The organism is Reticulibacter mediterranei (genome assembly GCF_016587455.1).
In genome coordinates, this window is sequence record NZ_BNJK01000001.1 from 3,935,490 (window position 1) to 3,958,513 (window position 23,024).

General features: G+C 53.7%; 16 protein-coding genes. 11 read left to right on the top strand and 5 right to left on the bottom strand.

The genetic code is table 11. The features are described 5' to 3' along the window. The first annotated feature begins 335 nt into the window (after positions 1 to 335). The 6 genes from K3T83_RS16960 to K3T83_RS16985 all read left to right on the top strand — a co-directional run bounded on the left by K3T83_RS16960 (position 336) and on the right by K3T83_RS16985 (position 5,764). On the top strand, positions 336 to 818 hold the full coding sequence (locus K3T83_RS16960) for a hypothetical protein (RefSeq protein ID WP_220204140.1): 483 nt from the start codon (positions 336 to 338) through the stop codon (positions 816 to 818). A 1-nt stretch (position 819) separates the two neighbouring features. After that, positions 820 to 2,367 carry a tetratricopeptide repeat protein gene (locus K3T83_RS16965; protein WP_220204141.1) on the top strand — a complete coding sequence of 516 codons (1,548 nt, stop codon included), beginning with the start codon at positions 820 to 822 and terminating at the stop codon, positions 2,365 to 2,367. Between the two features lie 449 nt (positions 2,368 to 2,816). Next, positions 2,817 to 3,215, top strand: coding sequence for a response regulator (locus K3T83_RS16970; protein WP_220204142.1), 399 nt, complete (start codon positions 2,817 to 2,819; stop codon positions 3,213 to 3,215). A gap of 234 nt (positions 3,216 to 3,449) precedes the next feature. Then, a complete protein-coding gene (locus tag K3T83_RS16975) occupies positions 3,450 to 3,701 on the top strand; it encodes a YtxH domain-containing protein (protein ID WP_220204143.1) in 252 nt (83 codons plus the stop codon). Between the two features lie 575 nt (positions 3,702 to 4,276). Next, on the top strand, positions 4,277 to 4,882 hold the full coding sequence (gene scpB, locus K3T83_RS16980; RefSeq protein WP_220204144.1) for an SMC-Scp complex subunit ScpB: 606 nt from the start codon (positions 4,277 to 4,279) through the stop codon (positions 4,880 to 4,882). A 3-nt stretch (positions 4,883 to 4,885) separates the two neighbouring features. After that, entirely contained in the window at positions 4,886 to 5,764 is an 879-nt protein-coding gene (locus tag K3T83_RS16985; RefSeq protein ID WP_220204145.1) for a deoxyribonuclease IV, read from the top strand. Here K3T83_RS16985 and K3T83_RS16990 read toward each other — a convergent pair. Continuing rightward, positions 5,761 to 9,906: a BACON domain-containing protein gene (locus tag K3T83_RS16990; protein WP_220204146.1), complete on the bottom strand. Its 4,146-nt coding sequence runs from the start codon at positions 9,904 to 9,906 to the stop codon at positions 5,761 to 5,763. The genes K3T83_RS16985 and K3T83_RS16990 overlap by 4 nt on opposite strands. A gap of 529 nt (positions 9,907 to 10,435) precedes the next feature. Between K3T83_RS16990 and K3T83_RS16995 the strand changes: the two genes are divergently transcribed. The 5 genes from K3T83_RS16995 (at position 10,436) to K3T83_RS17015 (ending at position 17,523) form a co-directional block, all read left to right on the top strand. Continuing rightward, a complete protein-coding gene (locus K3T83_RS16995) occupies positions 10,436 to 12,892 on the top strand; it encodes a serine/threonine protein kinase (protein ID WP_220204147.1) in 2,457 nt (818 codons plus the stop codon). 372 nt (positions 12,893 to 13,264) lie between these two features. Next, on the top strand, positions 13,265 to 15,070 hold the full coding sequence (locus tag K3T83_RS17000; protein WP_220204148.1) for a hypothetical protein: 1,806 nt from the start codon (positions 13,265 to 13,267) through the stop codon (positions 15,068 to 15,070). Between the two features lie 293 nt (positions 15,071 to 15,363). Further along, complete coding sequence (locus tag K3T83_RS17005; protein ID WP_220204149.1) at positions 15,364 to 15,969, top strand: nucleotide exchange factor GrpE; 606 nt, start codon at positions 15,364 to 15,366, stop codon at positions 15,967 to 15,969. Positions 15,970 to 16,080: 111 nt separating this feature from the next. Then, the gene (locus K3T83_RS17010) at positions 16,081 to 17,109 is read left to right on the top strand and encodes a DnaJ C-terminal domain-containing protein (RefSeq protein ID WP_220204150.1); all 1,029 of its coding nucleotides are present in this window, start codon (positions 16,081 to 16,083) and stop codon (positions 17,107 to 17,109) included. Between the two features lie 15 nt (positions 17,110 to 17,124). Then, on the top strand, positions 17,125 to 17,523 hold the full coding sequence (locus tag K3T83_RS17015) for a MerR family transcriptional regulator (protein WP_220204151.1): 399 nt from the start codon (positions 17,125 to 17,127) through the stop codon (positions 17,521 to 17,523). 136 nt (positions 17,524 to 17,659) lie between these two features. Here K3T83_RS17015 and K3T83_RS17020 read toward each other — a convergent pair whose 3' ends face one another. The 4 genes from K3T83_RS17020 to K3T83_RS17035 all read right to left on the bottom strand — a co-directional run bounded on the left by K3T83_RS17020 (position 17,660) and on the right by K3T83_RS17035 (position 23,014). Continuing rightward, positions 17,660 to 19,018, bottom strand: a complete 1,359-nt coding sequence (locus K3T83_RS17020; RefSeq protein WP_220204152.1) for a glycoside hydrolase family 3 N-terminal domain-containing protein — start codon at positions 19,016 to 19,018, stop codon at positions 17,660 to 17,662. A 50-nt stretch (positions 19,019 to 19,068) separates the two neighbouring features. Next, on the bottom strand, positions 19,069 to 19,413 hold the full coding sequence (locus K3T83_RS17025) for a cupin domain-containing protein (protein ID WP_220204153.1): 345 nt from the start codon (positions 19,411 to 19,413) through the stop codon (positions 19,069 to 19,071). A 26-nt stretch (positions 19,414 to 19,439) separates the two neighbouring features. Beyond that, entirely contained in the window at positions 19,440 to 21,416 is a 1,977-nt protein-coding gene (locus tag K3T83_RS17030) for a zinc-dependent alcohol dehydrogenase (RefSeq protein ID WP_220204154.1), read from the bottom strand. A 374-nt stretch (positions 21,417 to 21,790) separates the two neighbouring features. After that, on the bottom strand, positions 21,791 to 23,014 hold the full coding sequence (locus K3T83_RS17035; RefSeq protein ID WP_220204155.1) for a sensor histidine kinase: 1,224 nt from the start codon (positions 23,012 to 23,014) through the stop codon (positions 21,791 to 21,793). Between the last annotated feature and the right edge of the window lie 10 nt (positions 23,015 to 23,024).

Sequence of the window (23,024 nt, forward strand, 5' to 3'; positions counted from 1 at the left end):
TTTCCTACCCCTTTCGTTTCATCTTAACTCGTTTTGTTTTCCATTTATATGTATGGATATAGACAAAAAGGCTATACCACTGCACACAAAGTTGACAGCCGGTATGCAATCATTTATCATGGAAGAAGAGTTAGCAAACGCCCTTGATGCCTTTTCGTATCATCTCCGTTGACCGGCCAAAACCTGTCAACCCCTTGCTCTTATCTATCACCAAAGGGCGTTGCGCTCGCTCTTTCGCTCTTTACACAGTTCGGTTCGGTGTTTGAAATCAGCATTGCCACCACACAGACCATCATCGCTTCACTACTTGGATGAATACCAGGGAAGGCTACTCCATGCAAGCGGATGTCACTCTCGGTGTCATTATCGCAGCGTTCGCTCCACCCTTTGGAGCAGCTATCATTATTCTCTTCTGTCTACAATCGTATGTGTCTTTGCACATCGGACAGTATAACTGTATTATCGATACTTATAATCGTATGTTGCACAAAAAAGAGAAAAGCGTTTTCACCTATACGCTTGAAAGCACAATGTATGTCTGCATTCAACCAATCAGACATATCCTGGCTCATAACCTCCACCATGCTGCATGCCCATCCCATCGCCTCTTCCACCACTGTAATATCAACATATATCAATATAGTGGTGGCGATGGGGCGGATGCGAAGTATCGAGCTGTACGGCCTGCTCCAAAACTGGCTCTACATGCGCTGCACTTATTGCAAAAGAAAGATGCTGATTGCAATCAGTTCTTTGATGTTTTTGATGCCTTGCCTCTATTCATTAGCGGGGAAACTACTATAAAAAGGAGAACATAAGATGATGGAAACTGAGAGTGCGCTTGAGCATAATAAGCGTGGGGCGGCACATGCGATGGCCGGTGAGTACCAGCTCGCCCTGACCGAATTTTCGCAGGCGATTGCCCTGGAACCCGACGAACCCTCTGTTTACCACAACCGCGCCCTTGTCCATCGCAGCCTGAGCGATTATCAACTGGCGATTGCTGATCTGGACACGGCCATCGAGCTGCGACCCAGCTATACATCAGCTTATTATCAGCGCGGTCTGACCTACTATTTGCTCAAGAAATACCGCAAAGCCATTTATGACTTTAGTATGGCGCTCTCTCTGAAGCCAGAAGATATGGTTGGCCCAACCATTGGGCGCAGTCTGGCATATATGGTGCTGGATGAATATGAGCAGGCTATTTTGAATCTGGATCGAGCCATTACAATCAATCCTGCACAGGCGGGGATGATGGGAGCATACAACAGTCGCGGACAGGCACATATAGCCCTCAAGCGATTTGACCGTGCCATTCTCGATTTTGAGGAGGCGCTTGAATTGACCCCGGACGATGTGGTCCTGCTCAATAGACTTGGCGCAGCCTATACCGACAATGGACAGCCCCAGCACGCCATCCAGCACTATACAAAGGCACTCTCACTCCAACCCGGCACAGCATTCACCTATAATAATCGTGGTGAGGCGTATCGTCTGCTCAAACGATATCACGAGGCGATCGCTGATTTCGAGAGCGCGCTGTCCCTTGACTCTACGCTGGCCCTCGTCTACTACAATCGTGGCCTGGCCTATACTGGCCTGAACGATTATGAGCAAGCGCTGGCCGATTATCAAAAAGCGCTGGATTTTGAGCCGACGCTCTACGGCGTACACAAGGATCGAGCACGAGTATATCAGGCGCTCAAGCAGAACTGGGATGCCATCGCCGATTACTGCTGCTTTCTGGAAGAGATTCCCAACGACATCACCTCTCTCTTCCAGCGCGGCACCCTGTATTTAGGGATGAACCAGGCGCGCACAGCCATCGAAGACTTCAATCGCGTGATCGAGCTGGAGCCAGACTATGCTCCTGCATATAACAGTCGCGGTGAAGCATATCTGCGCCTGCCCGATATCCACCGTGCCAGAGAGGACTACCAGCGCAGTTGGGAGCTTGATAGAAGCCGGGTCCAGCATGGTTGGATGAGCCAATGGATCGATATGTGTCTCAGCATGCCCGACGCGAGCATGGCAGATCGTCTGGAACAGATCGCCGAAGCCGACTCGCACGATTACGCAGCCTATCTCTGCCGTGGGGTGGCGCTCTGGTTACGCGGCGACGTGGAGAATGCATTGACCGAAATCAAGCTGGCAATCGCGCTTGAACCGGGCCAGTGGGGTGCCTATTTCTGGCAGGGAATGCTCTGCGCCTCCCTGCAACGCGACACCTACGCGCTCGCCTCCTTCTCCGAAGCGCTCAAGGCAAACATCCCCCCAATGTTGCTCGCCCCCCTGCACTGGCTCAAGCAGGAGCGCCCCGACTTCTATAGCGAGCATGCAATGGCCTGGTTGAAGCAACAATAAATAATCGCGTTATTTGGTACACGTGAAAAATGACAGATATGGTAGGGGCGATGGCTGGTCCTCGTCCTGTAACCCTACCAATGCGCTTGGGGAGGCGGACGAGGACCAGCCATCGCCCCTACCATATTCGACCTCACCCCGGAGTTCGTAGATGCACCAGCAAAATTTATTTGAAAATACACATAGTTCAGGTTGTAGCACTTTGTGGCAGCTTGTTTGATCTGAGATAAAGTGGTACACTACTCGATATGCTGAGGCGAGTGATAGCGCTTCGGCAATCTTGTTTGATCCGCGAGAAAGTGATACACTACTGGCATTACTGAGGAAGAAACGTTGCTACTTTATCTCAACGTCTTAGAGAGATGTAGCGGCGATAAGAGGAGGCGGTGTTTCATCCCCCATTGTGGCTATTTGAGTCGCGTGGAGGTTCGCAACGCCGAGGAGATGTTGTGACAAAGCGAATACTCGTTGTTGACGATAGAAATGATCTACTTCACCTGATGCGCCGCGTTCTGGAAGATGAACAGTATCAGGTTTCTATCTTGCAAGATGGTAGAGATGCATTCGCCACCGTCAGAAGCCAACTACCTGACCTGCTGATCCTCGATCTCAAGCTGGGCACGATATCGGGGCAGGATGTCTTGAAACAACTCAAAAGCGATGAGGTTACGGCTGATGTTCCCGTCATCGTGTATACAGCTGCCGTTCTCGAAGCCGATGAGGTCGCGAAACTGATAGAGGGCGATCAGCAACACTACCAGAACGTCCACCTGCTGCGCAAGCCATTTGAACTCAATACGCTCCTCGATACCGTTGAGGAACTGCTGGAGAACTCTGGACGAGGATAATTACTTCGCTGCCCTTCCCTCGCTCCCAGAAATACATGCTCGGATACGGTCTGCACGACGCTTTTTCTCTTTGACTGCATACGTGACAGATCAGTCATCCGTTATACTATAGGATGTAGGCAGAGAATTCGTGTTGTAGGTGCCTGTGGCGATGTAGCTCTATGTCCTTTCCGGTCGTTACACCATTATGAACTCTCTACACACGTTTTCGCGGAGAAAGGAAGGTAAACCGCAATGAAGTTCCTGTTAGGATTACTCACAGGGTTAGGTCTGGGCGTCTTAATCGGTCTACTATTTGCACCGCAATCGGGAGCAGCTACCCGCTCATTGTTAAGCGAACAGAGCGTCAGATTGCGCTCCGGCGAGCTAAGCGATGATATTCGCTCGCGCGCACGCGAAGCGCTCGAACAGGGCCGCGAAGTGTATAGCCGCACCAAAGGCGAGCTAACCGAACGCTACACCAACGCTCGCTCTGGCAACCTGTAGCCATTGCCAGCTTGCCTCCCTACCTGAGAGTCAAGCTTTCAACATGTTATCGGTCTTTCCATACATAATGAGAAAAAATAGAGAGTGATCTTCACAACCAGTAAACGAAGATCACTCTCTATTTCGTTGGAAAGGGCGCAACTATAAACGAAGCGAAACCGAAGTTGAAGTAGGAATTGGTTGTTGTGGTCGTCCTACATAATTAGCCATGCTGAGTCCTTCTTCTGCCCTATTACCCATTTTAAACTCATTGTCGTGGAAAACAGCGGGAGTGCCACAATTGAATCTCATTCTGTTGCTCCGCTGCTAATAATCTATCACATTTGCTACACCAGGTCAATAGAAATTTCCATTTTTAGCGTTCTCTGAATACATTGTAATTTGATATGCTAATATTATATATTTTGACATACAAAGACACATCGCGATTGATGTGTAATACAAGAAACGATGACGTTTGTTTCATCATCGATGCGCCGTTAAAATGGAGGAGTCATCAAAACATAGATATTTTGTATGACGAATAGTTCATGTTCGTTCTCTCCGCCCGTTTCTCATGGTATACTTTTCTCGCAATGGAACAAGATTCACTCGATGCACAAACACCCACTATACTGCTAGCTGATCGGCAAATGGGGGCGGTGATTGAAAGCCTGCTCTTTGTTTCCGGGCGGCCCCTGCAAAGGGGGGAGCTACGCAAGCTTATAGGGGTTGATGAGGAGCATTTAACGGCGGCGCTGGCCGCGCTGGAATACTATCTGGAAAGCCAGCAGCGGGGGATTCGTCTGCAACGGCTGGGCGATCAGGTGCAGTTGGTCACGGCCCCGGAGCATGCGCGTTATGTGGCGGCTCTGCTGGGACTCCCAATGACGGCAAAATTAACGCCTGCCGCACTGGAAACGTTGGCCGTCATTGCCTATCGTCAACCGATGACGCGGAGCCAGATTGAGTCGGTACGCGGCGTCAATAGTGATCGCGCGCTGGCCAGCCTCATTCAGCATGGGCTGGTCGCGGAAGTGGGACGTGCCCAAACGGTAGGTCGCCCGGCCCTCTTCGCCACCACTGCCGAGTTTTTACAACAGTTTGGCCTGACCAGCCTGGAACAGTTGCCTCATATCAAACCACCGGAAGCGCACGCTGAAGATGAAGAGCAACCGAAAGAACAGGAGAGCGAGGAATAGATCATGCGTATCGGACGGCATATGCCCACTAACTCCCGACTCGTCAAAGCGGCGGAAATGGCTCAACAGATTGGTTGTAACGCCATCCAGATTTTCGCCAGCAATCCGACCGGCTGGACGCCACCAGCGGACGATCTTGAGGGAGATGCGCTCTTCGCCAGCGCCGCTCAAGCGTGCGGCCTCGATCCAATCGTCATTCACGCGCCCTATCTCATCAATCTTGGCTCGCCTGATGAGGTCAACTGGCAGAAATCTATCGCTCTGCTGACCTGGACATTACGGCGCGGCGCTCGTCTGGGAGCGAAATATGTCATATTTCACACGGGCAGCCATCGTGGATCAGGCGTCGAAGCTGGTATAGCTCGAATTGCGCAGGGGATTACACGAGTATTGTCAGAGACACCGGCTGAGGTAATGTTGCTGCTCGAAAACGATGTTGGTGCAGGCAACTCATTGGGCGGGAAATTCGCACAACTGGCCGCCGTTCTCGATCTGTTGCCCGAGTATCAAAATCGCCTCGGCGTCTGTCTGGATACCGCGCACCTGTGGGGCTACGGCTACGATATCTCCAGTGCAGAGACAACGCTGAATGTCTTACAACAATTTGTGGACATGATCGATCCACAACGCTTGAAGGTCATCCATCTTAACGACACCGAGAAGGCGCTGGGGAGCCACCGCGATGTGCATGCGCGGCTGGGAGAAGGCATCATCGGCGAGGACGGACTACGCACCCTCCTGCAAGATCCACGCATCGATCACGCGGCAGTGTTGATGGAGACGCCCATTAAAACGGACGAGAACAACAAAGAGGATTGGGAGGCTGATATTGAACAGATTGCACGCGCGAAAAGCCTGATGTGTGAGCAGAACGCTCTCTAATCGATTTTAGAGAGACCTGCCGAGACGTAAATTGCCGGGATTACAGTTGGCTTCGATGTCGGTGTGCCGGTTGGGGTTGGTTGCACCGAACTACTCGTTGGCGTAACCGTTGGTCTGGGTGTAGGTGTTGCCCTTGTATGAGTTGGTTTCGCTGTCGGTTTGGGCGTCGGCTTTGCAGTCGGTTTGGGCGTTGGCGTGAAGCTCACATGAGTCGGTTTGGGTGTTGGCTTCACCGTTGGTTTGGCGGTAGGGGAAGGCGGCACCCGGGTCGGTTTGCTGGTGGCTGTGGGTGCCTGCGTGGGAGTTGGTGTGGCGGTCGGTGTTGGGGTCGGTGTTGGCTTTGCCTGCGTTGGCTTTGCGGTCGGAACCTTCGTCGGTTCTGAGGTTGGCGTTGGCGTTGGTGTGGCCGTTGCCGTCGGTGTTGGCTTTTGTGGCGGTGGTGTCGGAGTCGGCACCACCGTCGTTGCTGTTGGGCTAGGTTTAGGCGTTGGGGTCGGGGTTGCAGTGGGCGTCGGTGTTGGCTGGGCAGAATGGACAGTCAGCAACACCGTCACAGTGACGGCATTTCCCGAAGCTGGCGTAAACTGTACCTGGGCAGAATAAGGAGTCGTACTCCCTTTGAGCTTTGAGGCATCCACGGAGAACGTTACCTTCGTCGAGGCTCCAGATTTGCCGTTGCCGCTCTCAGGAGAGACGCTCAACCAGGATGGAGTGTCGCTTGCACTCCACCCGGTCGTATCGCCGCCGTTATTGGTGATCGTCACTGATTGAGATTGCGGATTGTTGCCCTCCGTCGTTGAGAAGCTCAGTGATGTATCGCTCACCTGCAACGACGCGGAGGCCACATTGATCGTAATCGGCACCTTGATCGGGCTGTTACTGGCAGCTTTCCCGGTCGTGGCATCAACCGCCGTAATCGTCAGATAGGTGCTGATTGGACCATGACCACCATTGATGCCGGTCGCATTGACGCTCACCGTCACGGAGGTACTGGCGTTGCCATTCAGAGTATGCGTTCCCCCACCAGACAGAGAAACGTAGGAAGGCGCATCCTGGGCAAGTGCAGCCGTCCACTTCATCGCTGAGCCGCCATGATTGCTAATCGAGACAGGCAACGACGCCTGACCCGTTGTTACCGGGATCGAGAGCGAAGAGGGGCTGACCCCAAGCGTTGGCGATGATTGCACAGCCAGAGAGACGCCAACAGTCTGAGGACTGCCCTCAATCGCAACACCGCCATTGGTCGCCGTGAGGGCAATGCTCCCGGTATAGTTTCCCGCCTGAAGATTTTTGGCGTTGACACTCACCGTGAACGTGGCGCTCTGTCCAGCTGAGATGCTCGCAGACGAGGGCGAGAGCGAGAGCCAGTTTGAACCGGACCCCAGCGTCGTCTTCGTCGCAATCGTCACGCTCCCGCTGCACGCGCCACTGACAGAGACCGTGAAGGTCTTCGTCTTTGGTGAAGCATCCATCCCCTCTTCCGCATTAAAGCCGACAGCCGATTGAGAGGGCTGCTGCAATGAGCAGGAAGGTTGAATGCTCAATGTCACCGGGATCTGGATGGCGTTTCCAAGCGATGCACCCGTCGAGCTATCTGTAGCAGTAATCGTCACCGAACCGTTGTACGTCCCCGCTTTGAGACCGGAAGTGGACGCGCTCAAATTGACCGTACTGGACTGGTTAGCGGCAACCTTCCCGGAGGTGGAAGATGCGCTCAGCCAAGAGCCACTGAGCGAGGCATTCCAGTTCACAGCATGAGGACACGCACCATCGGCCTTAATGGTTAGCTTCTGCGCCGCGAGCTGCGTCGCTTGATTCGCCGAGCTGACGAAATTAAAGCCATTGGGCGAGGTGCTAATGCTGCACGCTCCCTGTACCACAAACGAGACCGGGATCGTGCGCGGACTGCCACCAGCAGAGTGACCGGACGAATCGGTAGCATTAATGGTGATCGAACCATTATAGGTTCCGGGTGCCAGCGAATTCGAGAGCGTCGCGGAAACCTTCAAATTGATCGACTGATGGCTTGCAAGCTGTCCAGCAGCCGGAGCATCAAAGAGTCCGGTTGCACCCAGCAACGTTGTAGACGCCGACTGTGTATTTGATGGTTGAGCGGAGAGCTGTCCCGACGTTGGCGAAACGGAGAGCCAGTCGCCACCATTCGAAGTGGAGGCCGAGGCGCTCCATTTGAACGTCCCTCCGCCGGTATTGCTGACCGTAATGTTCCGTGAAGCCGGACTTTGTTGTCCTGCCACTGCGCTAAACGAGAGAGAAGAAGGACTTGCGCTCATCAGCGGCGTCGTTGACTGGCCCATCGTGTAGGTCACGGCTACGGTCTGCGTCCCCATAGAAGAGGAAAAAGCTATTGAGCCATGATAGACACCCGGAGCCAGACCAGCGGTATTGATATCTACAGTCGGGTTAGAGGGCGTCTTGCCACTCTTCGCACTGAGAGAGATCCAGTTATCGCTCGTCGTGGCTGTCCAGGAGATCGCGCTCTTACAATTCTGAGAAGTTCCCAGATTGACCGTTTGCGAATCTGGCGATGAGAGCCGATACACGCTGGTAAAGTTGAGCTGTGTTGGCTGAGCGGCAAGCGTGCAGCGAGGTCCGACTGTGACGCTGACATAGACGCTCTGAGGCGTATTCTGAGCATCGTCCGAACCTGTGCTGTCAAAGGTAATGACGCCGTTGTAGGTACCGGGCAACAGGTGTCCTGTATCAACCTTGACCGTTACCGAATCTTGCGAATCTTTATCAACCATACCGGACTGCGGCGAAGCTGAGAGCCATTGGGAGTTCGAGGATGCATGCCAGTTGAGCTGCTGCCCCCCCGGATTATTGATCGTAACGGTTTGTGGCGCAGGAGAAGAGCCGCCATCGGTGGCCGAGAACGACAGCACCGCCGGGCTAATCTGCATGATCGCCTGATTGCCAGATTGTAGCGCCGTAACCTGCATCTTCACCTCGATGGTATCAGAGCCACCATTGGAAGCGAAGGTGATGCGCGCGCTATAGGGACCGGGTTGCAGTTTTGAGCGATCAACCGCAATCTTTACCTGAGTTGTCTGGCCGCTGATAAAACTGCCGCTGGCCGGGCTGACGAGGAGCCAGGTTACAGACGTATGCGCCTGCCATGAAATCAGACCACCGCCCGTATTTGTCAGCGCCACTGTCTTTACGCTACTCTCACTTGGATCGCCCGTCCCCAGGTCCAGGCTATTGACCGAGAGATGAAAGTGGCCAGGTCGCGAAGGTCCACTCTCTCCCGTCACCAGAATAGGAAACGAGACGGTTTTATGGGTGACGGCATCCTCCGCATTGAGCGTATGTGGAAGCGCACCCCAATCCTGCAAGACCTGAACGGTGTCGCTAAAACTGCCGTGCGCGTCGGTGGTAATAATCGTGTTGCCAGCCGTATCCCACATGGGCATCGCATTATCGCGGGTCAGCCCCACCTGCGTATGAGGGGTAAAGTTTGTACCACGCAACGTGATTAAGCCCCCAACAGCAACGCTGCTTGGCGTCACCTGCAAGGCCATTTCGTTACTTTCAGGAGTAGCACCAGCCAGACCGCGCCCCAGCGAGACGAAGACGCCAAAGACGCCGCTCAACACCAGGGCGATCATCACAAGCATACTGGCCCATACAACGATGCCGGGGGTATGGCTGCGCCTGGCAAACGGAACTGGCACACGCGGCGGTGTCGGGCGAGGAGGGTAGCTGGGTTTGAGACGATTGGGGGTCAGCTCAACATCCTTGTGCCAGGTGGCAGGATGGAACTCATCCTCGTCCATTTCCTGAGATGCCTGATCCATCAGGTCATCCAGCAGGGGCCGCGTAATCAACCCGCGACGCAATCGTCCGGGCGTGCTTATTACCGTTGCAACGTTCGTCTGCCCACCCCGTACGCCGGGCATGGTCATTTCCAGATCTTGAGGATGTATCTCGCGTTGTACTGAAGAAGATGCAGGCACGAGGGTATCCTGTGCCGCTATCTGCTCTTCTGCTTGCTGCCGGGCTATCCTTTGATCGTTGAGAAGTTTAATTGATGACGGGGTAATCATTTCGCCACAAAAGGCGCAATAATTGGCCCAGTCGGGCAGTTCCTTGCCACAATTCGGGCAACGTATTCTCTTCATAGACGGCCCCCCTTGCCGGACAGATACGCGATTTTTGCCTTATGAATAGTTTATTTGAATAGATCTTAAAAAAGCGCAAACCCTCCCCACATACTAAGGATTGTATGCAATAATATCAATTCCTGTCAACTTTTCATAGGCAGTCCGGGTTCATTGGCAGTTTCCGTGCAGAACAAACGAAATTTCTGTTGGAATATTTCCTACAATCTGGAGGGTACAAAGCAAGCATACTTAAAGGATATCAGAGAGTACAGATCCAATTGGATAACTTGCCCTATCTGCACTATTCTACATTAGCCCCTATCTATTAAAAAAGTATCACAAAATTGTAAAGAATCTGTCGCAACATCTCTGGCAATTCGTGCAATTACTACTGAGATTACTCAGGATGAAAACTGTAACCAGGTTAAGATATTTATAAGAGAGGGAAGCAGAGGTACCGGTATGAGCGGAAGTACTTGACGGATCAGCATCCCTCTCCTAGAATCAATACTCGATACGCAACGAACCTGGGAGGAGTAACTGATTTATGGTAGATCGCGTCGGTCAGCAACTAGGCAACTATCATCTGGTACGCCGTATAGGAGAAGGTGGTTTTGCTGATGTCTATCTAGGCGAGCATATTCATCTGGGAACACGAGCCGCCATCAAAGTACTCCAGATGCAACTGCTGGAGAAAAAGAATATTGACGCGTTCCATAATGAAGCAAGGATGATTGCCCACCTGGTTCACCCGCATATTATTCGCGTCCTCGACTATGGAGTCCAGGATTGGGTTCCTTTTCTGGTCATGGACTATGCACCAGGCGGAACGCTACGTCAACACTTTACCGGCAAGCCAGCTCAGATCTCCAGGCTGTTTCCCTATATCACACAGATGGCCGCCGCGCTCCAATATGCCCATGACCGGCACCTCATTCATCGCGACGTGAAGCCTGAAAATATGCTGTTGGGCGCAAACGGCGAGATTTTGCTGACCGACTTTGGCTTTGCGATGGTGGTTGAGAATATCAATTCGCGCGGCACCAAAGATATGTCTGGTACAGCGGTCTACATGGCCCCCGAACAATTGAAAGGGCAGCCGTGCGCCGCCAGCGATCAATACTCATTGGGCGTTGTGATCTACGAATGGTTGAGCGGCACCAGACCTTTTCATGGCTCGTTCTCCGAAGTGGCGAGTCAACAGATGCTCGTTCCCATCCAACCGTTGCGAGAGAAGATACCAGACCTCGCAACGGAAATCGAAGCCGTCGTCATGAGAGCGCTGACACAGGAACCGGAACACCGCTTTGGGAGCGTTAAAGAGTTTGCCCAATCGCTATTGCTGGCATATCAGGCGAGCAGAAGAAATCGCGGTGCGTCGCAGCGGACAGGGGTGTCCATGCCCGGCTGGTTGCCACCCGCCACCAGTGGGGTATTTCCGCCACAATCGCTCAGCGGCAACCCAAATTCGTTGTCGGGCCTCACCAATCCAAACTCGCTTTCGGGGCTTTCGGGTCCAGGTTCTTTATCGGGCCTGACCGGGCCGTCCTCACTCTCTGGATTTGCCAATCCAAACTCACAAACGTTTAAAAGGCCTTCCGGTTTGCGACCATCAGGAGCCAGGCCAACATCACCGTCATTGCCATCGCTCAGCGGGTTGACAGCGCCTCCTGGTGGACAACCCACGATCCCTTCACAGTCGATGAAAAGGCCAATCACACAAACATCGCTCCCTGGGATACCCAGGGTGAATCCGCAGACACCACGCAGTACTGGACCCGCCTTACCGCCTCTACGCTCATCCGGTCCCTTCCCGCCAGTATCGCCCTCGTCAGGGCATATCCCTTCCATACGCCAACGATCGACGCAGGGCAATCTGCCAGTTATCTCATCTGAGGGGAATAGGATGACACAAAACTCATCCACCAGACCATTTCCCTCCTCGCAGCGGCCAATAAATCAGGTCTCGCTGTCGGGCCATATCACAACGCCAGTGCCCTCCAGTAAACAATCGTCGGGCAATGTATCTTTTTCGGTCCCGTCCAAACCTACTACAGAGGCAGAGGAGATCAAGCAGCTTTACGCGGAACTGGACGAGATCAATAAAGCCAACGCTGGCACCAAACCGCTACCTCAAAGAGGGCGTTCTGGCTTTGACAAAACCGTGCTCTGGCTTATATCGATACTTGTCGTTTTACTGGTACTTGGCAGCACCGGCGGCCTTTTCTATCTGGAAAACGCCAATCAAGCGAAAGACAGGACGCTTCAGGCAACCAGCACGAGCCAGAACGCCGCACAGCCAACAGCTGCCACGACGCAACCAACACCCACACAGACGACAGACCAGACCATTCCTACTGCAACGGTGAATACAGCCAATCCTTATCCGCCCAAAACCGGCACGCTGGTCATTAACGATCCGTTAAGCAAGAATAACTACAAGTGGCAAGAATACACAGACACTAACACCGGCAATTCCTGCAAATTTTCCGGCGGTGCCTATCACGTGGCTTCTATTGGCAATAGCGTTGCAGCAGGCACCTGTTTTGCGCAGGCGACCGATTTCACCAACTTCACCTATCAGGTGCAGATGAACATTCTCCAGGCTGGCGCACAATTCAGCGGCGGCGGCATTATGTTCCGGGGCAATAGTCAGAGCGGCATCTATTACTATTTCGAGATATATAAAAGTGGACGCTATAACCTCACCGCCTGCTTCGGACCAGGCAAAGCGAACTGTACGGTGCAGATCTCGGGCTACCCTAAACAGACCTTCACCGTCGCCGGGTTTAATACGACGCCGGACCAGCCAAACACGCTGGCGGTGGTCGCTCACGATACCGCCTTCGACATCTATGTGAACCAGCAGCACGCCCTCGGCCCAATCTACGATGGCAACTTCACACACGGTATGATCGGCGTCTACGCGACGGGTGGTCTCGATACTGGTCCACAGGAGGCCGCAGAGGTCGTCTTTAGCAACGTCAAGGTCTGGCGGCAATAACCCCTCACAATCCCCCGACCGTTACATTGGAAAGCGATGTAGCGGTCTTTTTTCATTTATTTTTCGGGCATAAAAAACGCAGATGCTCTTGAGAGAAACGAGAAGAGAGTGTAACGGGCCGGTGGTGGACTCCTACGAGTCCCACCACCGGGCTGCGAACAGAACCCTACGGCTCAGTCGCAGCGAACCCTACTTGCTCATTTGAAGTTGAGGGACTGGCAAAACCCCTGGTTAAGAAATAACCAGAAAAACACAACCATATCCTTACTAAAATCCTACTCCTCCCCTGCTCTGGTTACACCTCACGGCTCGAAACGTATAGATACGTGAAAGGCATGAGAACGTTCAGCTCATGATGTACACGATAGATAAATGAGTAAAGAGCAACGTACACCATTTCGGCGACAATTTATAAAACCGTTGTCGCTGATTCCAAATAATGGGCCAGCCGCTTCTCCTGAGATATCAATGCCTTTGTCTCCCCCTGTGATAGGAGAAACGGCTGATCTGACAGAACTCACCACACTAAAAACTCCGGTAGTCATACCAGAACAATCGACGCAACAATGGTCGCCACCACCATTCTTTACCGAACTACAAACTGGCAAATCTGATGCCGTATCCACACCGGTCGAACCGACATCATCGGCATGGGCAATGCCAGCGCCGAGGCAGCACACCTCCGGGCTTTTCTCCGCTGGTTCCAGCGTCGCGCCCCCTCCGCAGGACATGACTTCAGCGGCCTGGACCATGTTACAGATTGAGCAAAACCTGACAGCAAAGCAGACTCCCGTTTCATGGGGAGCACCTCAGACGGAGCAGCAAGCGGCGGTCGCGCAAGCCAGACCAATCTCAGAAGCATGGGCGCTTCCACAACCCGAGCAAAACGCGCTAATCTCGCAGACAGTCCGGCCCCCACAACAAACAAAGCAGCCCGCTGCACCATCTCTTCCCCAGCAGCAGAAAACTCGCAAGAAGCGCGTGCCGATCTGGTTTGCGGCATGCAGCGTGATTGTAATTATTGTGCTGGTGTTAGGTCTGGGGAACGGCACGGTGGGAGCCTGGGCCGCGGATACGTTCCGCGCCATCGTCGGCCCGGTCGCTACCGCGCAAATCGAGGCCTGGTATCTCAACGCACAAAACAAGGTGCAACAATGGCAATTCCAGGCCAGCGGCCAGCATGTCAATTCGCCCTGGAAGTTGACTCCAACGGCGGTCAAGCCGACGCCAACACCAACACCTCCGGCCTGGTCCACCATGAAACCGATGCCTCTGTCCGCGATGCAACCGATTGTCTCGCCAGCCCTTGATGGTGAGGGAACCTGGAACGTATTAGAGCAGGCACCAAAACCCTATAACTATCTCCCGTTAAGCGCCCGGGCCTTTATTCGCCCCGATCCGACCTATCCTTACGCCATTGTGACGCTTTTACAGTTTGACGCGCGTTTTTCACATCTACACGTCGTATCAGGCACGCAGGAGCCGGGAGGACCGCTGGGGAATCATGGAGCCGGGATTATTCCTAAGAAAGATCAGCAGGACAATACATTACTGGCAGCACTCAATGGCGGATTCAAGTATGCAGATGGCGCATATGGATTGATGACCGATGGCGTCGTCTATGTGCCGCCGCAGCCAAAGACCGCCACCATCGCCATTACGCGCGAGGGGAAACTACTATTGGGCAGTTGGGGAATTGATCCGCAACTCAAGAGCGACAACAAAGATCTCATCGCATGGCGTCAGAACGCCTCACTGCTGATCAACAAAGGAGTTATTAACCCCTTAACGAAAGATGGAGCGGCCTGGGGAGGCACCATCTTGAATAGCGAATACACGTGGCGTTCAGGTCTTGGCATTACCGCAGAGGGGAATCTGGTCTACGCGGCAGGCAATGCGCTGGTGCCGGAGACGCTGGGAAAAGCGTTGCTGGCTGCTGGCGCGGTGACGGCGATGGAGACAGACATCAACCCGTTCTGGGTCCGCGCCTTCCTCTATCAACGTGATAGTGCCGGAAATTTGACGATCACCAAGCTCAATCCGCAGATGCAGGGGACCGGCTACGAATATCTGGACGTGGACCAGCGCGACTTCTTCTACCTGACGCGCTATGCTCCCCCCATCGACGGAGCCACACCAACCGCGACACCTAAGACGGGAAAGAAATCCTCTCCATAACCTGGAAAGCACCATCTCACGTAGCGACAATCCCTTGCGGTTGTCGCGGGCTGCTAATGATGCGTATGGCCTGCGACAACCGCAAGGGATTGTCGCTACGGTGGGGTACAGGTTGCATCCCTTCATCAGAGAGACTATGATTGATAAAATAGAGAGGGTTTCGTTATCGGCAGCCAACTTTCCCAAAACTTGACAGGAAGTGACTCAAAGTTTATAATGAAGATGCAGTAAAGTTTGGGTACTATCTCATCGCTGATGGGAAAATAGAGAATATTAAGGAGTTTACAACTGTTATGGAAGAGCCACAGGAGAAGTCAGCAGAACAGCAGCCCACTCCTGCATCTGACCAGCAGTCTGAATCCACAAATATGAACATAAACACCAATAACAACACGCCTTCTGAAGAGGCCGCACGCATCGCAGAGTTAGAAGCGCAGCTGGCTCAGGCTAAACAAGAAGCCGCCGAGAACTGGAACAAATATCTGCGCGAAAGGGCCGAGCAGGATAACTTCCGCAAACGGCAAGAGCGCGTACTGGCGGATCGTGTTCTGCATCAGAAGAAGGCACTTTTCCATAAATTACTTGATGTGATGGATAATGTGGAGCGAGCGCTGGTTTATCAGGATACGCTGGACAAAGCACAACTGCAACAGACATTGCGAATGCTGCACTGGCAAATGAACGAAGTATTGCGTAGTGAAGGACTCTCGCCGGTCGCAACGGTGGGCGAAACCTTTAATCCCTATATTCATGAAGCCATCGAAGCGGTCGAAAGCAGCGATCAGCCCGAAGGTACAATCGTTGAAGAGGCACGCAAGGGCTATACGCTTGGCGAAGAGACGCTTCGCCCTGCACGCGTCAAAGTGAGCATGGGAAATAATCCCGGCAACAATAAATAGTCGAGATAGACAGGGTGCGCATACGAGCAAAGCTAGTGGGAAAGTGCCTGAGAGAGCGAATACGTGTACGCGCTCAGGCATTTTTCCAGTTAAGAGAGACAAGAAGAAATTATGGATTATAAGGATTATTACAAGACGCTCGGTGTCGCGCGTGGAGCTAGCGCGGATGAAATCAAGAAGGCCTTTCGCAAGCTGGCCCGCAAATATCATCCCGATGTCAATCCCGGCGACAAGAAATCCGAGGAAAAGTTTAAAGAGATCAACGAGGCGTACGAGGTGCTTTCCGATCCAGAGAAGCGGCGCAAGTACGACACGTTGGGTCCGAACTGGCAGGAACAGTTTGGTCCGAGCTTCTCACGCTCACGCAGCAATGCCTACACTTACAACGGCGGACGAACTGCCGGTGCCCCCTTCGATTTTGATGCCAACTCTGGCTTCTCCGACTTCTTCGAGGCGCTGTTTGGGCGCGGTCCTCAGATGAGCGGTATGGGAGGCATGCGCGGCGCAAGCGATATACGGCGGCGGGCTGGCGACAATATCGAGCAACCGGTCGAGGTGACGTTGCAGGAAGCCTATGTCGGCGGGTCGCGCACCTTCAATATCCAGTCAACCGAGGTCTGCCCGACCTGTAAAGGGACCGGGGAAGTGAACAACAAAACCTGCTCAACGTGTGGCGGCCAGGGAGTCCTCCCTCGCAACAAGCGCATCCAGGTGAAGATTCCGGCTGGCGTTGACAATGGATCGAAGATTCGTGTGGCTGGCGAAGGTCAACCCGGCATTGGTGGTGGGCCGCGCGGCGACCTGTTCCTGGTCATCAGCGTCAAGCCCGATCCCACGTTTGAGCGCAAGGGCGACGATCTCAACGTTGATATTGACGTTGAGCTGGTCAAAGCCATGCTGGGCGGCGAAGTTCCAGTTCCCACGCCTGACGGCCGCAAATTGATCCTGACCATTCCACCGGAAACGCAGAACAATCGCGTCTTCCGTCTGGCCGGAAAGGGCATGCCGCGCCTGCGTGGAGAGGGAAACGGCAACCTCTATGCACACGTCAAAGTCGTCTTGCCGATGCATCTTTCAGCGGACGAGCGAGAATTGTTTGAGAAGCTGGCACGCAGCCGAAACGTCGAAGTCCATTCATAAGAGGAGAGTCTAATCATGCCTGAGAAGGGCGATGGCGCGTGGTATATCATCAGCGTGGCAGCCCAGAGAGCGCAAGTACACGAACAAACACTGCGTCATTACGAACGCCTTGGACTCATCGAGCCAGCGCGTAAGGGAAGTAGTCCGCATAGTCCACGCCTCTATTCAGATCGTGATATCGAACGCGTCATGCAAATTCGCCGTTTGATGCACGATCTGGGCGTCAACCTCGCGGGCGTCGAGGCGATCTTGCATATGAAGGACCGCATGGAACAGATGCAAATGGAGGTGGAGGAAGAGATGGAGAAGATGCGCAATCAGCACGCGCTGGAGATGAGAAGATTAAAAGATATCATCGAGCGCCTGCAACGCGGTGCTAATGCTGGCAGTGGATCTGAACCTTCCCAATTCTAACTTCGGACGCAACGCGAAGAATGGAACAACACAAGAAATGGGGAGAGCCATCCGAATATGGCAGGGGCGCTGGTTGCCCCATCATCGCGACTGTGGAGGCGGGCGAGGACCAACCAGCGCCCCTGCCATATTCGGGTTAATCTTGAGGTGGCTCGGCTGGCATCAAGTGGCGCTCCATCTTGAGGGCGATAATGCGGGTCGCGGCCTCATCCACGCGCGATTTCGCCAGGCGTCCATCGTGCAACGCCTCCTTGAGACCATTCAGCATATCAATCATCTGTCCCGCACCTGTCGGGCCAAGCAGCATATCGTTCCCGGCGTTCAGCGCCAGCACTCCGGCTTCGGGCATACTGATCTGCTTCCCATTGATCTCGACTCCCTTCATATACAACGCATCTGTCAGCGTCACCCCATCGTAGCCAAACTCATTGCGCAGAATATCGGTCATAAAGATCGGAGATAGCTCGGCGGGATAGACAGGATCAATCGCGGGCATCAGCACATCAGTTGGCATAATCATACCGGGCCGCTCAAGCATATCCTCGCTCTGAATAAAATGCTTGAAGGGGGCCAGTTCGACGGCGTAGAGCTGCTCTTTTGTGCGATTGACGACAGGCAGCCCGAAATGGGCATCAATCGCGGCATCGCCCAGGCCAGGGAAATGTTTGATACAGGCCGCAACTCCATCGCTCTGCATCGCTTTCATATATGGTCCGGCAAATTTCTCCACCGAGTCCACAGTATAGCCAAAAGTGCGCGTGACCTGATCGGGCGCGTCTGGTCGCAGAGCCACATCGACATCGGGAGCCAGATTGACGTTAATGCCCAGGGCAAGCAGATCGTGCGCGACCTTATGCCCCTGCTCTGCCGCGACATTGGGGTCGCCGGTCCGATAGATGGAGAGCGCGGAAGTACGCGGAGGATAAATATGGGTCAGACGATGGACGATGCCACCCTCTTCGTCGCTGGAGATGAGCAGCGGTAAGCGTGCATGCTGTTGCATAGCAGCGATATCGCGCTTCGTCTGATCAAAGGTCATCATCTGAAACTCGTACATGATGACACCGCCCGCATGCAGTTGGGAGATCATCATATCGAGATCGGGCGAATAATACTGATCGTCATACTCAACCATAATGAGTTGTCCCAGCTCTTCGTCAAGCGACATACGAGCGACATAGAGGCTGGCGAGCTGTTTATAGCTCATATGCGCGGAGAGGTGATGCAATTTATCGACCTGCTGAGCAGTGAGAGGTCGCGCGACAAAAGAGCCATAATGCCTGAAGGGTGTGTGTCCCGGCGCTGGCGTTAGCGCTTCATCTTCAAAGAAGTGTTGCCAGGTGAATGTGCCAGCCAGAACCAGCACAACCAGAGCGCAGAGCGTGATAAGCAGGCGAGCATTATAGCTCTTTTGTCGCGGACGTGATGGAGCAGCGACGCCGGGACGGTGAGGATGCCCCACATTGCGTTGCTTTGAAGGTCCACGAGTTGTCATGTTACGCTCCATGTATCACCTGCCAAAACAGCAGATCATGATGTTAAGGCTCAGTCTTCAAGCCAGTCTGTGATGAATTGTGGGCTCTGGTGAATATCAATCTGCCTCAGTGGGCCATCGCCAGAATTAACAAATTTGTGAGGTGTTTCTGCCGGAACAATCACCACCTGTCCGGCCTTCGCAGCGAGCGTCTCCGAGCCAACAGTAAACGTGACGCGCCCCTCTTGAATCACAAAGATTTCTCCGTAGGGATGCTTGTGCAAGCGCACGCTATCGCCCGGCGGCATATCAACCCAGATAAATGAAACGTTGGTCTCTCCATGCAGATATCCCTGAAATTCATACACGTTTCCGTCATGCGGCAATTCATCCCTGGTAAGAACGGTATAGCTCACACGGCCTCCTTAATGTTAAGAACGCATCAGAAGCGCCTTTTGTTGCCCTCTTTTCTCTTCTTTCTGTTCAACTGGCGCGCCCTCCCATTGCTCAACACGCTTTGCTCTTCTTCATCGAAGGCCGGGGCAGCTGCGACCTCTGGCATCTCATAATCTGTTTCCTCGCCCCCAGACGACTCCGGCTCATCCTGACCAGCCTCTTCCTCCATAGCAAAAATCGCTGCCACCTCATCTGGCAAAGGTGCAGTTTCCAGCAACGGCGTTTCCTGATCCTCCGCCTCTGGATGAGGCAGAGGTGCCGCTTCGTCTTCATCCTCGTCAATAAACGTTTCATCCTCTTGAGGTGTATATGATCGGGATTCATATGACGAAAACGACTGCTCTCTCTGCTTCTTCTTCTCCCTACCTCTCCCTGCTTCTACCTCTAGAGGCTCCTCACCACTTATTGTTTCAAGGTCATTTTGCCATGAGAATGGCCCGGTATCGTTATCAGAAGGGGCTGGAGCGGGTAAGGGAACGACCGGAGCGGCAGTAAACGCCTGGGCAGCTGGAATAGCAGCTGACTCTGGCGCGCCACTCTGCCGGGCAGCAGGCCCGCTTTTTCTTTCTTGTTGTTGCAAATATGCCTTCCATGAAGATGGCTGCTGCTCCGGTACAGGCGTGGAGGGAAGATCAGGCGGTTGCTGAAAGTCGGATAGTGACTCATCCTCAGCGGGCGGCAGAGGCGTATTGATGGTTGTGAGATGGCGCTGCCATGTTGAGGCACGCACATGAGGCACGACCGAAGCTGGCAACAGGGCATAGTCAAAGACGATCTTAATCGCGCGGTTCTGGCTCTTGCTGCTCGCCGTTGTGAGCGCGTGTTGATAGTTGGTCAGTGCGAAACGGTGCGTAATCAGCGACTCAGGGCGCAATCGGTTGCGAGCAATCAACTCGGTAGCGATACTAAACGTCGAGCGCCTGTTCGCGGTCTCCGGGGGCCAGCTCTCGATGCCATGACTGAGCGAGCCAAGCAGGTTGACTTCCTGATACCAGAGGGGCGTCATATCAAGGTGCATCATGTGTAGATCAACGCCCACCAGCACAACGGTCGATGTGGCACGCACCCAGCGTAGAGCATCGTGCAGCGTTTTCTGCGAGCCAATCGTATCATAAATCACATCGAAGCCACCCATCAACATCTGATTGCCAAGCCAGCCGTGATAGAGTTCAGAGTGCGTGACCTGCTGGACCCCCTGATAGCCATCCTGTGGATAGATGATATGCTCTACGCCCAGCCGCGTTGCCTGCTCGATCTGAAAAGCGTAACGAGCCAGCACGCTCACCTTCGCCTCCGGGACCAGCGCACGCAGCAACATCACGGTCAACAGGCCAATCGTGCCAGCGCCAACCACCAGCACATGCTCGTCCGGTTGGGGCAAGCGGCGCAAGATAGCATGCAAAGCCACCGCAGTCGGTTCCAGCATCACCGCCTGTTCATCGCTCAGGCTCTCAGGTACGCGAAATAACTGCTGCTCCGGCAACAACATCTCCTCGCTCCAACCACCACCAAGCGGTGCCGGCGCTGGTAGTTCGCCCCGCTCACACAGATTGTAGCGGCCCGTCGCGCAGAAAGAGCAAAGTGGTTCGGCTCCGGTTGAGAGGCAGTTGGGGCTATATTGCAGAACCACGCGGTCGCCAATGCGCAAATGTTGCACATCCTCGCCAACTTCAATGACCTCGCCAACCACTTCATGTCCTAGATAAGTGGGATGACGCCCGGACACTGCGGCAGGGGCAACGCGCAAATCGCCTTTCGCGTAGATCAAATGGAGATCGCTCCCACAGATGCCAGCCAATCGATTGCGCACCCGAACCCAGTTTGAGGCCGCCAATCGCTCACGAGGCACATTTTCTACGCGTAAAGGAGCGAAGGAAGAGAAATACGCGCCAGGCCAGAATTGACCGAGGAGACGAGTCAAAAGAATACGTTTTGGGTCGAGATCCAGGGTTGAGGTCCACATAATTCCACGTACCTTTTATCTGGAGGTCGCCAGTGGATCAGGCTGCTGAAAATACCGTCGTAGTCGAGCGATAATAAAATGTAACAATCAAGATTGGGAGACCCCCGTGTATGGCAGGCGCGACGGCTTGTCCTCGCCCTGGGGGTCATCATCGCGCCTGCCATACACGGGAAGCGTGTGTTGCCCATCATTCCCGATCTCGGTTGTTAAAAATCATTATCCCACGACTACGGCGATATCTGGTCATGTACTGCCATGCCGACGACCGTTGAACTACAGTATTGCTGTATTCCGTTGATAGCAGTGTATCATGACAGGCTGAAATGGTCAATTCAGCCAGATATATGTATTTCTATCTTAAAATGAGGGGTATATTAATCGACACATGGCAGCATCACGCGGAACTCGGTACCGATATCGGGATCGCTACAGACCGTAATCGAGCCATTATGGGCGCGCACGATGGCGGAGGCAACTGTCAGGCCGAGGCCAGCGCCAACAGTTGCGCCATTGGAGGCAACAGAATATTTATGGTGTCCTTTATAGAAAGCATCAAAGATATGTTCAAGGTCTTCTTTGTCGATCTCTCCATTATCGATCACACGGATCAACGCCTGTTTATTGGTTTTACCCAGATAGAGCGTAATCTCGCCATCGGGGGCAGGTCTGCCATGCTTAACGGCGTTATCGAGCAGAATGAATAGCAGTTGTTTGATCCGATCTTTATCGGCTTGCAAACCAACCGTGTCCTGCGTTTCAACGACTAGAGAAATCTTACGCTCATCGTTCAGTCTATTTCTAGCCTGAGCAACGCCGGCGCTGGCCATTTGCAGCAGATCGAGGTATTGCGTTTTGAGCGGTCTGCCGTCATCCAGACGAGCGAGCGTAAGAATATCATTGATTAAGCGAGTCATCCGCTCAACCTCCCCCTTCATACGTGAGAGGATGCGTTGAGCAGTTTCCGGGTCATCCTTTGCCCCTCGTAATAGTACCTCGGTAAAGCCGCGTATCGAGGTGAGCGGCGTGCGCAACTGGTGAGAGGCATCGGCGAAGAAGCGCTGGAAACGCGACTCGGCCACGCGCTGCATCTCCTCAGCGCGTTCCAGACGCGTTACCATCTCATGCAGGCTGCCCGCCAGACGATCAACCTCATCCTGGGGAGGCAGGCGCAGAGGGAGGCGCTTCCGCTGCTGCAAATCACCAATCGCAATAGCCTGAGCAGCATCGGTGACACGCGAGAGGGGACGCAAGAGCAGTGATGTAAAGACAAAAGTAATCAGCGCTCCCCCAACGACCGTTATGATGGCGGCAGGGACCACGATGTATGGTGGAGTTACCCGTTGATAGGTCAACAGGCAGATCACTACAACGACCAGAGCCAGCACCATGCCATAGACCAGCGTCAGTTGCATCCGCAGGCTAAAAAACGGGCGTAGCCAGCCCGGAAATTCGCTTTTCGGGCTATGGCTATCAAGTAGTGCCTCCAATGGTCGCCCTCCCGCAAGCGAGCCTTCCAGGTGCGAAGACAATGACAATGAATGCTCCGGTCTCTGACCCGGAGATTTTTTATCTTCTGATTGTTCCTGTGGCTCTGACATACGGGCGGAA